This window comes from Streptomyces sp. NPDC001544, from assembly GCF_042894285.1.
Classification (GTDB): domain Bacteria; phylum Actinomycetota; class Actinomycetes; order Streptomycetales; family Streptomycetaceae; genus Streptomyces.
In genome coordinates this window covers 97,716-112,054 of sequence record NZ_JBIAVN010000015.1, presented here as the reverse complement: position 1 = coordinate 112,054, position 14,339 = coordinate 97,716, and the positions used below count along the sequence as shown (strand labels likewise).

The following is a 14,339-nucleotide window of genomic DNA, read 5'->3' as shown; positions in this document are numbered from 1 at the left end:
AGCTCCCCTGATCCGCATCTCGGCGGCGCCGGGCGGCCGCGGCGGCCGTCAGCCGTCCGCGCCCAGGGCGCTGTTGCGGGCGATGAGCAGGGCGACGTCGTCGTGGTTCGCCGGGTGTCTCAGGTCGTGCAGGAGCCGGTCGCAGGTCTCCTCCAACGAGGACTCCGGCGTGTCGAGCAGATGCAGGAGGGTTTCGAGGCGCTCGTCGATGGAGTGCTCGCGGGTCTCGACCAGTCCGTCCGTGTACAGCACCAGCTGGTCACCCGGGACCAGCGGCACCGTCGCGGTCTCGAAGGGCACGCCGCCGACGCCGAGCGGCGCGCCGGACGGCAGGTCCAGCAGCCGGGGGCGTTCGCCCCGGCGGACGAGGACGGGCGGCAGATGACCGGCGGTGGCCAGGCGCCACCGGCCACCGCGGGGGTCGTGGACGGCGTACACGCAGGTGGCGATGTACTGCTCGAGCCGTGAGGTGATCGTGTCGAGGTGGTGGAGCACTCGCGCGGGGTCGAGGTCGAGGTCGGCGAACGCGGTGGTGGCGGTGCGCAGGCGGCCCATGGTGGCGGCGGCGTCGATACCGCTGCCCATCACGTCGCCCACGACGAGGGCCGTCCGGTCGCCGTCCAGCGGAAGGACGTCGTACCAGTCGCCGCCGACCTCGTAGGCGGCCTGCGCGGGCTGGTACCGGGAGGCCACCCGCAGGCCGGGGAGGCCGGGCGGATGGTCGGGGAGCAGGCTGCGCTGAAGGGCCTCGGCCGCGTTGCGCACGCTCTGGTGCGCCCGGGCGTTGTCGATGCACACGGCGGCGCGGGACGCCAGCTCGACCGCGATGGCCATGTCGTCCTCGTCGAACGGCCGTGGATCACGGGCCCGGGCCAGGCCGAGGAAGCCCAGGGTCTCACCGCGGGCGGTGAGCGGCACGGCGAGGTAGGAGTGCACCCCGGCACGGGCCAGCAGGGTCGCGGCCTGCTCGTCCCGGGCGATGCGCGACAGGGCGTTGCCGTCGGCGTGCCGGACCAGGATCGGGCGGCCGGTGCGCACACACCTGGTGGCCAGGCGGTCGGCGGCGTACGTGGTGAGCTCGCCCGGCTGGTCGACGGCGCGGACGGCGTCCGTGGGGTAGGCGGCCTTCACTGCGAGCGCGCGGAAGGCCGCGGGAGCGCCTTCCCGGGAGGCGGGCCGGTGCTCGTCGAGGGCGGAGTCCAGCACGTCGACGGAGACCACGTCGGCGAAGGCGGGGACGCTGACGTCGGCCAGCTCCCGGGCCGTCTGGCCGACCTCCAGGGTGGTGCCGATACGGGCGGAGCCGTCGGCGATGAGGGTCAGCCGCCGCCGCGTCTCACTGGCCTCCTTGGCCGCCTGGTACCGCTCGGTGACGTCCACCACCAGCTCGGCCAGCCCGATGACCCGGCCATGGGTGTCCTCCAGCCGATACAGCGAGAAGGTCCAGGCGTGCGTGTGCTCCGGATCGGCCCTGGTGCGGCCCACCAGCGGCGACTGTTCGACCACCGGTGCCCCGGTCCGCAGGACCTCGCGCATCGCCGTCTCGGCCGTCTCGAACTCCGGGGCGCTCATGATCTGGCGGTACGGCTTGCCGATGTGGTCCCTCGCGGGAATGCCGTGGATCCGTTCCAGAGCCGGGTTGACGGCGAGATACCGCAGACCGGTGTCGAAGATGGCGATCCCTATCGGGGACTGGGAGATCAGCCGTGTGGACAGGGCCAGGTCGCGTTCCATCTCGCGCAGTGTCGGTGAGTCGGTGCCGAGACCCAGGGCGTAGAAGTCGCCGCGGTCGTCCAGCAGCCGCATATTGCGCAGCTCCACCAGCCGGGTGCTGCCGTCCTTGCGGAGGATGGGGAAGGTGCCGCTCCAGCTCCGGCCTGTCTCCATGACCTCGGTGAAGGTCTTGACCACCCAGTCCCAGTGCTCCTCGCGCACCAGCAGCCGCGCGGCGTACTGCCCGAGGGCCTCCTCGGCGCTGTAGCCGTACAGCTGCTCGGCCTGCGGGCTCCACAGGGCGACCCGCCCGTCCGCGTCCAGCAGGACCGCCGCGACCCCGAGCAGGTCCATCAGCCCGCTGGGCTGCGAGGGCTCGCCCTCCGGCCGCCCGCTCCCGGTCGGACCGCGCGTCGCCGGAGCCCGTTCGGCCTGGCTCATCGCAGGCACTCCTTCCGCCGGCCGGCGCCGGACCGTCGGCCGTCGGGAAGGCGGCCCGTCTGCGCCGGAAGACGTTCGCCCTCCCATGGTCCCCCGGATGAGCCGGTCGGCACACCCCGTGGTCGCCGACGGTCAGTGCCTGCCCTTGCCTCCGTGCCGGCCTTCCTTCCCGGCGGCCGCCCGGGCGTCGCCGGCCGGTCCCGGAGGCTGTTCGCCGACGGCCCGCTCGGGGGAGGGGGAGACCGTGAAGTCCGACACGGCGGACGGTGTGGCGGGGGGCGCCGAGGACGGTGCAGTGGAGGCCGGCACGCTCGTCGAGGGCTCGGCTTCCCGGCCCCGCGTCGGACCGCCCCCGGGCGAGAACCACACCATGCCGGCGATCAGTGCCGCGACGAACAGGCCGGCGCAGCTCAGCAGCACGACCGTACGGGGGCTGCGCCGGGAGGACGGGCGGGAGCGGTGCGGCGTGGCCCGGTGCACCGTCGTACGCCACTGGGTGTCCGCCGCCGGGAAGCCCTGGCCCGTGCCGGGACCGGTGGCCGTGGCGGGGGGCGGGGGCCACTGCGATCCGAAGGGAGCGGCCACCCGGTCCTGGCCGGGCTCCTCCCGCGGCAGGGGCTGCGCCGTCCCCCGCCAGGCGCCGCGCCCGAACCAGTCGGCCACCTCCTCGGCCGAAGGGCGGTCCTCGGGCTGCTTGGCCAGGAGCCCGAGGAGGTAGTTCTCGAAGGCGGCCGGCAGTTCGGTGCCGAGCCGGCTGGGCGGCACGGGAGCGGCGTCGAGATGCTGGTGGAGGATCGCCAGGGCGCTGTTCCCCTCGAACGGTGTACGGCCGGTGAGGAGCTGGTAGAGCACACAGCCCAGGGAGTACACGTCCGATGCGGGTCCGGCGGGCTTGCCCAGGGCGCGTTCCGGCGCCAGGTAGAGACTGGTGCCGACGATCTGCCCCGTGGCGGTGAGGGCGGCACCGGGGTCGTCGAGGAAGCGGGCGATGCCGAAGTCGCCTATCTTCAGCGTGCCGTCGGCGTCCAGCAGGAGGTTGGCGGGTTTGATGTCGCGGTGCACTATGCCCTGCCGGTGTGCGGCGGCGAGCCCGGCGGCCGCCTCGGCGGCGATGCGGGCGACGCGCGCGGGGGGCAGGGGGCCGGTGGTGGTCAGCAGCCGGGCGAGGCTGTCGCCCTGGACGAGTTCCATCACCAGGAACAGGTGGTTCTCCTGCTCACCGAAGTCGAGTACGCCGACCACGTTCGGGTGGTGGAGGGAGCCGGCGGTCTGCGCCTCGAGGTGGAAGCGTGAGGTGGCGGTGGGGTCCGACGCCTGGGGCAGCAGAAGCTTCACCGCCACGGGTCTGCCGACCCTCTCGTCGAAGGCCCGCCAGACCTCCCCCATGGCGCCCCGCCCGATCGCGTCCTGCAACCGGTATCGGCCTGCTGCCAGCACCTGTCGTCCCACCCTCTTGCCTACGACGTCTCGACCGCCGCTCGCGGCAACTCCCCACGTGGACAAGGGTGTAGACGCTGCGACGACCCCAGAGTAGCGGCTCCGCGAGGCCGGTACCCCCGGTCCGCGCAGGTGACGGCCCGGGGCGGCCCGCAGGGGAGCCGGCGCGGCGGCCGGCCCCCGTGCACCGACGAGTGTCAGCGCTTGCCGAGGAGCTTGTTCATCTCGGTGATCTCGGCGGTCTGCCCGGTGACGATGTCGTCCGCCATGGCCCGGGCGGGGCCGTACCGGCCCTTGGTCTTCTCGGCCGTGGCCATCTCGACGGCGCCCCGGTGGTGCTCGACCATCATGGTCAGGAACATGGTGTCGAAGTCGGCGCCGGACGCCTTCTCCAGCTTCTCCATGTCCTTGCCGTCCATCATGCCGGGCATGCTCGACCCGTCCATGCCGGGCATGTCCGAGTGGTCCATGCCGGGCATGCCGGAGCCCGTCGAGCTCCCGGACGGCATCTTCTCGTCCCAGGACTTCAGCCAGCCGCTCATCGTCCTGATCTCCGGGTCCTGGGCCTTCTCGATGCGGGCGGCGAGGTCCTTGACCTTGGCGGAGGACGCCCGGGTGGCGGCGAGACGGGCCATCTCCAGGGCCTGCTGGTGGTGGGGGATCATGCCCTGCGCGAAGGAGACGTCCTGGGCGTTGTGGGCGCCCGCCGCGGCGGTGCCCGCCGACGGCGACGCGGAGCCGTGGCCCTGGTGGCCGCTGCCGGCGGTGTCGCTGTCGTTGCCGCAGGCGGCGAGGACGAGGGCGGCGGTGACAGCCGTGGCCGCGAGGGCGGCGCGGCGGATACGGGTGTTGCGCATGGGGGAACTCCTGCTGTGCGTAAGGGATCTGGACATGCCGGGGCGCACTGCGTCGCCGGGTCGTGCCGAGGCCGACGCGATGCGGGCGGTGTCTAGATCCGCAGGAGTTGGAGTTCGGCCAGGGAAGGCGGGGCCCGGGCGCCGTCGGGGGTCGGGGCCCCGCACGAGCGTGCCGCTTCGGCGTGTACGGGTACCGGCGCCGGGTCGGGCGCCAGGGCGGGCAGTGCCGGTCCTCCGCTCACCGCCGCCGCCTTGCAGGTCGGGTCGGCGTGCTGGAGGTGACCTCCGCCGCAGTCGTCGCCGGCACAGCCGTCGTGCGCTCCCGCCACGGCCGTGACATGCGGCATCCCGCCGTGCGCGCGGTTGTCGTGGAGCCCGCCGCCGGGGGCCAGGGCGTGCATGGCCATGAGGCCGGCCAGCACCCCGAGCACGAGCAGCATCCTGGACCACCGCACGGGCGGTCGCTCGGAGTGCTGCTCGGGAGTGGTCATCGGGATCATCCTAGACACGACTGCGTGGCCGTGTTCACACCGGTGCCTCTGACGCTCGTGGAGCGCTGACGCCAGTGGTGCCCGTGGTGCACCCCGTCCGGGGAACCGGTCCGGGGCAGCGCGGACTCGGAAACGTAGCCGAGCCCGCCCAGCAGCGCGCCCGCGAGGACCAGGCCATGAACACACCGGCCACCGCGCCGCCCGCCAGGAGCAGACCGCAGGACGGCAGATCACGCCACCACCAGGGTGAGCACCGCCCAGGGAACAGTCGGTACGGCCGCCATCACCATGCCGACGCGCACCCCGCGCCCCAGCGCGCCCTGCCCGCGTACAGGTCCACCCTGGCCGATCATCGTTGCAGCGGGCAGACTACTCAGGCCCGCCGGCCGGCGGGCCCGGCCCGTTCACGGCCCCCGTGGCCGCACCAGGAACAGGAGGCGAACCGGTGACCGTCCCCGTCAGCCGTACGGCCACCACGGCCGAGTCATGACCGTGATCGCGATCGTCGGAGCCGGCCCCGGCCTGGGCGCGGCCGTCGCGCGGCGGTTCGGCCGGGAGGGCCACGACGTCGCTCTCCTCGCCCGCGACCAGGACCGACTGGACGCCCTGGCCGGTGAACTCGTCGCCGACGGCGTGAGCGCGCGCGGCTTCGCCGCCGACGTACGGGACCCCCAGGCGCTCGCGGCGGCTCTGGAGGCGGCCGCCTCGGCCCTCGGCCCGATCGAGATCCTGCAGTACAGCCCCGTCCCGCATCGTGACTTCATGCGTCCCGTGCTGGTGACCAAACACACGGATCTGCTCGGTCCGGTCGAGTTCTCGGTCTACGGGCCGGTCGCGGCCGTCCAGCAGGTGCTGCCCGGGATGCGTTCCCTCGGACGCGGCACGATCCTGTTCGTCAACGGCGGCACCGCGGCCGTCCCGCACCCCGACCGGGCCGGCACGTCCATCGCGTTCGCCGCCGAGAGCGCGTACGGCCACCTGCTGCACGACCGACTCTCCTGCGAGGGCATCCACGTCGCCCAGCTGATCATTCCCGGGGCGATCGTCCCCGGCCACCGCCGCAAGGACCCCGCCGCGCTCGCCGACGTCCTGTGGTCCCTGCACCGGGACCGGCACGGCTTCCGGCACTTCGCCGACGACCTGGACGGCTGAGCCCGGCCGACGGCGCGGCACCGGTGAACGGTGCGATCCAGGGCACACGGCAGAGTGATCTTCACACTTGCCACAGGGGGGAGCCTCGCCGTCATGACCACACCCGCGCGCCGCCTGAGCCGGTACGGCCGCCGACGCCCCTTCGATCTGCGTGCGACGGCGGTGTACTTCGGTCTTCTGGCCCTGCTCCTGTGCGTCGTGGGCCTGACGGCCCGCGCCGTGGCGGCCGCCTTCGAACGCCGTCCGGTCTGGATCGTCCTGCTGTGCCTCCTCGCCGCGTCGGCCGCCGTGTCACTGCGCCGCAGGCGGCACCGGTGGAACGCCCAGAGGGCCGCGCAGCGGGCCGCCGCCGCACTCGACGCGGCGACGCGCACCGCCGTCGAGGCGCTGGAGCCGCCGCACACGCCCGGTCACCCGTCGGCCGAGCCGGCGCAGACCGCCGCCGAGGCCACGCTGATCGCGTACGGCGAACCCGGCACCGTCGACTGCCACCTCGCCCCCGTCGACTACGACGCCCTGGATCCGGACGAGTTCGAACAGGCGATAGCAACGCTGTGCGAACGGGACGGATGCTCGCAGGTGGAAGTCGTCGGGGGAGCGGGGGACCTCGGTGCCGACATCCTGGCCGTGGCCCCGGACGGGCGGCGCCTCGTCGTCCAGTGCAAGCGATACGCCGACGCGCACCGGGTCGGCTCCGAGGAACTCCAGCGCTTCGGCGGCACGTGCTTCACCGTCCACCGGGCCGACGTCGCGATCATCGTCACCACCAGCGACTTCACCGCTCCGGCGGCCGAGTACGCCGAACTGTGCGGGATCGTCTGCGTCGACCGGCAGGCGCTGGACGCCTGGAGCGACAACGCGGGTCCGCGACCCTGGGCCTGCCCCGGATGACCGGCGGTCCCGGGGCGGCGGAGTGCGTCGTGGCCGCAACGGCCCACCGATGACAGCGCCAGGTGCCGAGCCGACCAGAAATGTTGCTCCAGCAAATCCAGGTGGCGGTCACCGAGTTGGATGCGCACGAGTGATCCGTCTAGGCTGCCTCGGTCTGTGCCGCACCCGTCGGCCCGGGCGACGGAGGTGGAAGGCCGATGACCCAGCAAGCCTCGGCGACCGAACCTGTCCCGGAACGGCGCCCGGAGCTGGTTCTCGACGAGGACGCGGAGGCGAACCGGATCGCGGCGGTACGTCGCTACGACATCCTCGACACACCGCCCGACGGGGCGTTCGACCGGGTGGCGGCGATGGCCGCCCGGCTCTTCGACGTCCCCGTGGCGACCGTCTCGATCGTGGACGCCGACCGGATCTGGTTCAAGGCGGCCCACGGGCTGGAGGGCGTACGGCAGATCGGCCGGGACCCTGGCCTGTGCGACTCGGCCGTACTGCGCGACGACGCGCTCGTGATCCCCGACACGCTGCTCGATCCCGTCGCGATGGGCAACCCGCTGGTGGCGGGGGAGATGGGCGTGCGTTTCTACGCGGCCGCCCCCATCGTCACCCGCGACGGTCACCGGCTGGGCACGGTCAATGTGCTCGACACCAAGCCGCGTGCGATCACCGCGGACGACACCGCCGTACTCACCGATCTCGCCGCGATCGTGATGGACGAGATGGAACTGCGGCTGTCCGCACTGCGGGCGCTCCGTCACGAACAGCAGCAGAGAGAGGCCCAGAGCCGGCACGCGGAGGCCGAGCGGGAGAGGGCGGAGGAGGAACGCGCGGCGCGGGAGCAGGCGGAGAAGGACAAGGCCGCCATCGCCGCGTTCGCCTCCACCCTGCAGCGCACGCTGCTGCCCCCGGCGCTCCCCACCGTGCCCGGACTGGAGCTGGCCTGCCACTACAGCACCGCCTCCGCCTACGACGTCGGCGGTGACTTCTACGACATCTTCCCACTGGGCGACGGACGGTGGGCGTTCTTCCTCGGCGACGTCTGCGGCAAGGGCGCGGAAGCGGCCACCGTCACCGCGCTGGCCCGCCACACCCTGCGCGCCGCGGCGCAGATCGACCCCGACCCGGTCGCCGTGCTCACCGCCCTCAACATGGTGCTGCTCACGGACGTCACCGCCGGCAGCCGGTTCTGCACCGCCGTCTTCGGTGTCCTCAGCCCGGACGAGACGGGCGCCTTCACCGTCACCGTGGCCACCGGCGGCCATCCGCCCGCCTACCGCCTGGGCCGCGACGACACCGGCGCTACGCGGGTGAGGGCGGTGCGCCCCCAGGGGGGCATGCTCATCGGCGCCTTTCCGGACGCGCAGTTCGCCGAGGTCACCTTCGACCTGTCACCCGGCGAGGCCCTCCTCCTCTACACCGACGGCCTGATCGAGGCCCGCAGCGGAGAGGGTGAGATGCTGGGCGACGAGGGGCTGACCGGCTTCCTCCACCGGCGCGACGGCCGCCTCACCGCCACCCGGCTGGTGGAGGACACCGTCACGCTCCTCACCTCGCTGCCCGACAAAGCCGGCGACGACGTCGCCCTGCTGGCCCTGTCCGTCCCGGACGCCCACGCGGCACCGGAGACCGGCACGGCGGCCACCGTCCACACCGTCGCCGCCCCCGAGCACCCGGCAAGGAGTGAGACCACGTGACCGACGACCTCCGTCTGACCGTCCAGCACCCCCGCCCTGGGCTGGCCGTCGCCGCCGTCACGGGAGCACTGGACCTGCAGGCCGCCCCCACCCTGCGGTCCCAGGTCCTGGAGATCGTCCGGCGGGGCCACCCGCATCTGATCCTGGACCTCGACCAGGTCGGCTTCTGCGACTCCACCGGCCTGAGCGTCATCATCGAGGCCTGGCACGCGGCCCGGGAGGCCGGGGGCTCACTGGCCCTCGCCCACGTCCCCGGCCGCCTGATGCGCATGCTCACCCTCACTGGCGTCGACACGCTGCTGCCCGTGCACGCCACGACCGCCGACGCGATGGGCAGGGGCGCGGAAACCGCTTGACGGGCGGCGCCGGGCCGAGCCGTCGCCCGGAAACCGTGACCTTGACGCGGCGAGGCCCCCGTTCCATATGGAACGGGGGCCTCGCCCGGTGGATGCTCGCCGGTCAGTGCCGGAAGGCGTCCTTGGCCTTCTCCTTCGCCTGACGCAGGTCACCCTTCGACTGCTTGGCCTGGCCCTCGGCCGCCAGCCCCTCGTCGTCCGTGGTGCGGCCGACGGCTTCCTTGACCTTGCCCTTGGCCTGCTCCATCTTGGCCTTGGCCTTCTGCTCTCCAGCCACGTTGCTCACTCCAAGTCGCGTTCGACATCGGGGTCACTACGCCGGGTGACCTCCATGCGAAGCCGTAAACCTCGACGCGCTCCGATCGCGGTCGGCCGGGCCCGCCCGGTCCGCTGCCTCCGATCCGGTGACTCGTATGTGATGACCAGGCAAAGCGGGAACCCGGTACTCAGGAGCGCCGTGCGACTGAGGGAGCGAGATGAGGCTTGCGGGAGTGGTGCTGGCCGGTCCCCGCCTGCTGGCGGGCGGCGCCGCGCCGGCGGCGGGCCTGGCCGCCGGCGCGGCCGCGGCGGCGGCACGGGCGGGCGTGCGCGGCGCCGAGAGCACGGCGCGGGTCGGAAGGGTCGTACGGAACGCCCTGCCCGGCAACACCGGTCAGTGGCGGTCGGGCGCGCGGGCCCACCTCTCGCTGCGCCGGGCCGACACCGGACGCCCCGGGCTGGGGGACGACGCCCGGGAGGTCGCGCGGATCGGCCGGAAGGTGGCCGAGGCGCTGGCCGAACACCCCGACGTGGTACTCGCCTACTGGGACGGCGGGCTCGGCCGGCTGGTGGTCACCGCGGCCGACGAAGCGCTCACCGACACGGTCGTGGAGCACGCGGCCACCCTCGCCGAACGCCACGGCCTGGCCGTGAGCGACGACGAACCTGAGGAGTTCGCCCATCCCGGCGACCCGGGCGCCGTACGAACCGCGGCCGCCACCTTGGCGGTCGACGTCATCGGCGCCGCCATCGGCTTCAGCTCGTCCACGCTGCCCCTGCCCCGTACCCCCCGCGTGGTGACCGCGGGCGTGACCCTGCTGCGCGAGAGCCCCCGCTTCCGCTCCTGGCTGGCGAGCCGTGTCGGCCGGTCCCGGATGGACCTGGTGCTCGCCACCGCCAACGCGGCCGCCCACGCCGCCGACCGCACGCCCACCGCCCTGGTGCTCGACGGGACGCTGCGCACGTGCCAGCTCGCCGACCGGGTGGCGCGCGCGGCCGCGTTCGACGCCGCGCACGACAGCCTGTCCGGGCCCGACCGGGCGAGCGTCGCCGCCGACCGCTTCCCGCGCCCCGCGCTGCGGACCGTCCCGGAACAGGAGTACGCCGCCCACGCCTCCGTCGGCAGCGTGCTGGGGGCCCTGGTGACCGAAGTGGTCAAACACGACGTCAACGAGGCCGCGGAGGCGCTGCTGGCCGGCTCGCCGAAGGCCGCCCGCTACGGGCCGGGCGCCTTCCACGCCGTGCTCAGCGGAGCGCTCGCCCGGCAGGGTGTGCTGGTGCGGGAGACCGCGCGGCTGCGCGAGCTGGAAACGGCGCAGACCCTCGCGCTGCACGCCGACGCGCTGCGCACACCGGACGGTGTCGCGGACCCGTGGTGCGAGGCCGTGCTCGACGCCGCGCGGCACGCGGGGCTGCGCGTGGTGATGACCGAGGATCCGGCCCTGACCGACTTCGCGGGGCTCGCCGACCAGGTCGTCGAGGCCGGCCGGCCGTGGCACGAGGTGGTGCGCGAGCTGCGCGAGAACGGGGGCACCGTCATCACGGTCGCCCGGCCCGTCTCGCCCGACGACACCGATGTGCTCGCCGGCCTGCTCGGCGGTGACGTGGCCATCGCCCTCACCGACCGCGACGGGGCCGTCGTCTGGGGCGCGGACGTCCTGGCCGCCCACGGCCTGACCGATGTGTGGCGGCTGCTCACCGCCGTCCCCGCCGCACGCGACGTGGGCCGCAGGTCGCAGACCCTGGCCCGGTCCGGCGCCGTACTGTCCGGGCTGATGGTGGCCGTCGGTGAGGCCAGGAAGAAGACCCCCGGGCCACTGCCCGGGCTGCGGCACGCGCCCGTCGACGCGGGCGCGGCCGTCGCCCTGCTCAGCGGGGCACGCGCGGCCCTCGGCGTGGCGACGGCCCGCCCACCACACCCCAGCCCGCGTGTCGCATGGCACGCCCTGGAACTCGACGAGGTCCACGAGCGACTGGCCCAGCAGACGGAACCACAGCCCACGACCGTCGAGCGGACCACCGCCCGGGTACGCGACGCGGCCGTGGCCGCCGGCCGGCACCCCGTGCTCGGCCCCGCGTCCGCCCCGGCCCGCTGGTCGGTACAGCTCGGCCGCGCGGTACGCCGCGAACTCGACGATCCGCTCACCCCGGTGCTCGCCGTCGGTTCCGCCGCGTCGGCGATCCTCGGCTCCGCCGTGGACGCCCTGCTGGTCGTCGGGGCGCTCGACCTGAACGCGCTGATCGGCGGCGTCCAGCGACTGCGGGCCGAACGGGCCCTGTCCGGGCTGCTGGCCGAACACAAGCAGAAGGCACGCCTCAGCCGCCCGGCCCGGCAGCCGGGCGAACCCGGGGAGCCCGAGGAGGCCGTGCCACCCGAAGCGGCGCGGACCATGGACGCCGCCGAACTGCGCCCCGGCGACGTCATCGCGCTCGGCGCCGACGACGTCGTGCCCGCCGACGCCCGACTGCTGTGGGAGGACGGGCTGGAGGTGGACGAGTCGGCGCTGACCGGCGAGTCCCTGCCGGTGGACAAGCACACCGACCCCACCCCGGGGGCCGCCGTCGCCGACCGCCGGTCCATGGTCTTCGAGGGGACGACCGTGGTGGCCGGACACGCCGAGGCGATCGTGGTGCACACCGGCAACCGCACGGAAGCGGCCCGTGCGGTCCACCTCGCCGCCCGCAAGCCGCCGTCCGCCGGGGTGCAGGCCCGGCTCCAGGAACTCACCCGCAAGGCACTGCCGCTGACGCTCGCGGGCGGAGCCGCGGTGACAGGGCTGTCCCTGCTGCGCGGTGCCCCGATCCGCCGGGCGGTGAGCGGCGGCGTCTCGGTGGCCGTCGCCGCCGTCCCCGAAGGACTGCCACTGGTGGCTACGGTGGCCCAGCTCGCCGCCGCCCGGCGGCTCAGCCGGCGCGGCGTCCTCGTCCGCACCCCGCGCACCCTGGAGGCGCTGGGCCGGATGGACACCCTCTGCTTCGACAAGACCGGCACGCTCACCGAGAACCGGCTGCGTCTGGTCCGGGTGGCCGACGCCGACGGGACGGTCCGCAGGGCCGACAGCCCCGAGTCCGCCGAGACCCTGCGGACCGCCGCCCGGGCCTGCCCCCGGCTGAACGGCGACGGGGGACGCAGGCCCGCCCACGCCACCGACGAGGCGGTGCTGGACGCCGCCGGGCCCGACCCGGACTGGGTGCAGACCGAAGGCCGTCCGTTCGAGACGGGCCGCGGTTACGCGGCAGCCGTCGGCCGCACCGCGGACGCGACCCGCGTCCTCGTGGTCAAGGGCGCCCCGGAGACCGTTCTGCCCGCCTGCGCAGACCTGCCGCCCGAAGCCTCCGAGGCGGCCCACGCGCTCACCGGCGACGCACTGCGCGTCCTGGCGGTGGCACACCGCCCGCTGCAGGACGGCGAGGACGACGCCGACGCCCTCGACCAGGCCCTGGAGGGCCTCCGCTTCACCGGCCTGCTGGGACTCTCCGACGTGCCGAGGGAGAACTCCAGGGACCTGGTGCAGGAGTTGCGGCAGACGGGTGTCCGGCCCGTGATGCTGACCGGTGACCATCCGCAGACCGCCCGGGCGATCGCGATCGAGCTGGGCTGGCCCGAGGACACCGCCGTCGTCACCGGCGACGAGCTCGCCGCCGCGGACCGCTCGCAGCGGGCCCGGATCCTGCGGGACGCGGACGTGGTCGCCCGCGTCGCACCCGAGCAGAAGCTCCTGGTGATCGAGGCGCTGCGGGACGCGGGCCGGGTGGTCGGCATGGTCGGGGACGGCGCCAACGACGCCGCGGCCATCCGTGCCGCCGACATCGGCGTCGGCATCAAGGCCCGTGGCTCGGCGGCGGCCCGCAACGCCGCGGACATCGTCCTCACCTACGGCGACCTCTCGGTGCTGACCGACGCGGTGTCCGAGGGCCGGGCCCTGTGGCGCTGTGTCGCCGACGCCATCGCCATCCTGATCGGCGGCAACGCCGGCGAGGTGAGCTTCGGCATCCTCGGCAGCCTGCTGTCGGGCTCGGCACCGCTGTCCACCCGCCAGATGCTGCTGGTGAACCTCTTCACGGACCTGTTCCCGGCCATGGCCGTGGCGGTCACCCCGCACGAGGACGACCGGGACGAGACCGAGGGCGGTGCCCCCGACGCGCAACTCGTCACGTCCCTCCTCGGCAGGCCCCTGATCCGCCAGATCCGGCACCGCGCCCTGACCACCTGCCTGGGCGCGACCACCGCCTGGCTGATCGGCCGCTTCACCCCGGGCACGGCCCGCCGTTCCACCACGATGGCCCTGTGCGCCGTGGTCGGCACCCAGCTGGCGCAGACCCTCGCCGACCGCCGGGACAGCCCGCTGGTGCGGGTCACCGCGCTGGGCTCGGCCGCGGCGCTGGTGGCCCTGGTCCAGACGCCCGGGATCAGCCACCTCTTCGGCTGCACGCCGCTCGGCCCGCTCGGCTGGGCCGGAGTGGTCGCGGCCATCACGCTCGCGGTGGCCGGGCAGCGGGCGCTGCCGCAGGTGGAGCGGGCCGTGCTGCGCTGGTGGGGGCCGTCCGCGGGCCGGCCGTCCGGCGGGAGCACGCCGGAGCGGGTCGTGGACGCGGTGCGCGGGGCCTGGGAGTCGCTCGACCGGGCGCTCTCCGGCAGGACCCCCGCGGCCGCCCCGGCGACGTAGCGCGCCCGCACAGCGGGCCCTCGTTGTCAGTGCCGGATGCGAGGCTGCCCGGCATGGATGAGCAGGAGTTCATGCGCGGCCGGGTGTACGGGGCCGACCACGAAAACGCCGGCCCTCGTCCGGACCGCGCCTACGCCCAACTGGTCGGCGGTCCGCTGGACGGGCTGCTGCTCGATGTCACCGACCGCCGCGGCCGCGCCGCACCGGGTGAGCCGGTGGCGCTGGTGACGGAGATAGGCCGCTACGGCCCCGGCGGCCGCGCCCTGTACGCGCCCCGGCCCCACGACGCCACCCGCTACGACTGGCACGGCGACATGCCCTGACCCGTCCGGTCGGGCATGTCGCCGTGGCATCGAGGTGGGTGACCGGTCGGCGTCATGGGGTA

Annotated in this window: 12 protein-coding genes; 6 read left to right on the top strand and 6 right to left on the bottom strand. The window is 74.4% G+C overall.

Translation table 11 applies throughout. From position 1 onward, the window contains the following. Positions 1 to 48: 48 nt before the first annotated feature. The 5 genes from ACFY0F_RS30265 to ACFY0F_RS30245 all read right to left on the bottom strand — a co-directional run bounded on the left by ACFY0F_RS30265 (position 49) and on the right by ACFY0F_RS30245 (position 5,292). On the bottom strand, positions 49 to 2,154 hold the full coding sequence (locus tag ACFY0F_RS30265) for a SpoIIE family protein phosphatase (protein ID WP_388801156.1): 2,106 nt from the start codon (positions 2,152 to 2,154) through the stop codon (positions 49 to 51). A gap of 132 nt (positions 2,155 to 2,286) precedes the next feature. Then, on the bottom strand, positions 2,287 to 3,591 hold the full coding sequence (locus ACFY0F_RS30260) for a serine/threonine-protein kinase (protein WP_388801153.1): 1,305 nt from the start codon (positions 3,589 to 3,591) through the stop codon (positions 2,287 to 2,289). A gap of 197 nt (positions 3,592 to 3,788) precedes the next feature. Further along, positions 3,789 to 4,448, bottom strand: coding sequence for a DUF305 domain-containing protein (locus tag ACFY0F_RS30255; protein ID WP_388801150.1), 660 nt, complete (start codon positions 4,446 to 4,448; stop codon positions 3,789 to 3,791). A 92-nt stretch (positions 4,449 to 4,540) separates the two neighbouring features. Further along, entirely contained in the window at positions 4,541 to 4,939 is a 399-nt protein-coding gene (locus tag ACFY0F_RS30250) for a DUF6153 family protein (RefSeq protein WP_388801147.1), read from the bottom strand. A gap of 230 nt (positions 4,940 to 5,169) precedes the next feature. Continuing rightward, on the bottom strand, positions 5,170 to 5,292 hold the full coding sequence (locus ACFY0F_RS30245) for a hypothetical protein (RefSeq protein ID WP_388801144.1): 123 nt from the start codon (positions 5,290 to 5,292) through the stop codon (positions 5,170 to 5,172). A 133-nt stretch (positions 5,293 to 5,425) separates the two neighbouring features. Between ACFY0F_RS30245 and ACFY0F_RS30240 the strand changes: the two genes are divergently transcribed. The 4 genes from ACFY0F_RS30240 to ACFY0F_RS30225 all read left to right on the top strand — a co-directional run bounded on the left by ACFY0F_RS30240 (position 5,426) and on the right by ACFY0F_RS30225 (position 9,029). After that, positions 5,426 to 6,091 (top strand): SDR family NAD(P)-dependent oxidoreductase, encoded by a 666-nt coding sequence (locus ACFY0F_RS30240; protein ID WP_388801141.1) that lies wholly within the window; start codon positions 5,426 to 5,428, stop codon positions 6,089 to 6,091. 93 nt (positions 6,092 to 6,184) lie between these two features. Continuing rightward, complete coding sequence (locus tag ACFY0F_RS30235; protein WP_388801120.1) at positions 6,185 to 6,982, top strand: restriction endonuclease; 798 nt, start codon at positions 6,185 to 6,187, stop codon at positions 6,980 to 6,982. A gap of 197 nt (positions 6,983 to 7,179) precedes the next feature. Continuing rightward, the gene (locus tag ACFY0F_RS30230) at positions 7,180 to 8,673 is read left to right on the top strand and encodes a PP2C family protein-serine/threonine phosphatase (protein WP_388801117.1); all 1,494 of its coding nucleotides are present in this window, start codon (positions 7,180 to 7,182) and stop codon (positions 8,671 to 8,673) included. Continuing rightward, on the top strand, positions 8,670 to 9,029 hold the full coding sequence (locus ACFY0F_RS30225) for an STAS domain-containing protein (RefSeq protein ID WP_388801113.1): 360 nt from the start codon (positions 8,670 to 8,672) through the stop codon (positions 9,027 to 9,029). Before ACFY0F_RS30230 ends, ACFY0F_RS30225 begins: the two co-directional genes overlap by 4 nt. A gap of 103 nt (positions 9,030 to 9,132) precedes the next feature. On the opposite strand, the gene ACFY0F_RS30220 is transcribed toward ACFY0F_RS30225, so the two are convergent. After that, the gene (locus tag ACFY0F_RS30220; protein ID WP_388801110.1) at positions 9,133 to 9,306 is read right to left on the bottom strand and encodes a CsbD family protein; all 174 of its coding nucleotides are present in this window, start codon (positions 9,304 to 9,306) and stop codon (positions 9,133 to 9,135) included. A gap of 199 nt (positions 9,307 to 9,505) precedes the next feature. Here ACFY0F_RS30220 and ACFY0F_RS30215 point away from each other — a divergent pair, with 199 nt between their 5' ends. Both ACFY0F_RS30215 and ACFY0F_RS30210 read left to right on the top strand, forming a co-directional pair. Beyond that, the gene (locus ACFY0F_RS30215) at positions 9,506 to 13,954 is read left to right on the top strand and encodes an HAD-IC family P-type ATPase (RefSeq protein ID WP_388801106.1); all 4,449 of its coding nucleotides are present in this window, start codon (positions 9,506 to 9,508) and stop codon (positions 13,952 to 13,954) included. Between the two features lie 53 nt (positions 13,955 to 14,007). After that, entirely contained in the window at positions 14,008 to 14,277 is a 270-nt protein-coding gene (locus ACFY0F_RS30210) for a hypothetical protein (RefSeq protein ID WP_388801104.1), read from the top strand. The last annotated feature ends 62 nt before the right edge of the window (positions 14,278 to 14,339 follow it).

What these genes read in the sequence shown, in the direction of transcription:
- ACFY0F_RS30265 (WP_388801156.1), bottom strand. Translation starts at nt 2,154, where the DNA reads ATGAGCCAGGCCGAACGGGCTCCGGCGACGCGCGGTCCGACCGGGAGC.
- ACFY0F_RS30255 (WP_388801150.1), bottom strand. Translation starts at nt 4,448, where the DNA reads ATGCGCAACACCCGTATCCGCCGCGCCGCCCTCGCGGCCACGGCTGTC.
- ACFY0F_RS30250 (WP_388801147.1), bottom strand. Translation starts at nt 4,939, where the DNA reads ATGACCACTCCCGAGCAGCACTCCGAGCGACCGCCCGTGCGGTGGTCC.
- ACFY0F_RS30245 (WP_388801144.1), bottom strand. Translation starts at nt 5,292, where the DNA reads ATGATCGGCCAGGGTGGACCTGTACGCGGGCAGGGCGCGCTGGGGCGC.
- ACFY0F_RS30240 (WP_388801141.1), top strand. Translation starts at nt 5,426, where the DNA reads ATGACCGTGATCGCGATCGTCGGAGCCGGCCCCGGCCTGGGCGCGGCC.
- ACFY0F_RS30235 (WP_388801120.1), top strand. Translation starts at nt 6,185, where the DNA reads ATGACCACACCCGCGCGCCGCCTGAGCCGGTACGGCCGCCGACGCCCC.
- ACFY0F_RS30230 (WP_388801117.1), top strand. Translation starts at nt 7,180, where the DNA reads ATGACCCAGCAAGCCTCGGCGACCGAACCTGTCCCGGAACGGCGCCCG.
- ACFY0F_RS30215 (WP_388801106.1), top strand. Translation starts at nt 9,506, where the DNA reads ATGAGGCTTGCGGGAGTGGTGCTGGCCGGTCCCCGCCTGCTGGCGGGC.
- ACFY0F_RS30210 (WP_388801104.1), top strand. Translation starts at nt 14,008, where the DNA reads ATGGATGAGCAGGAGTTCATGCGCGGCCGGGTGTACGGGGCCGACCAC.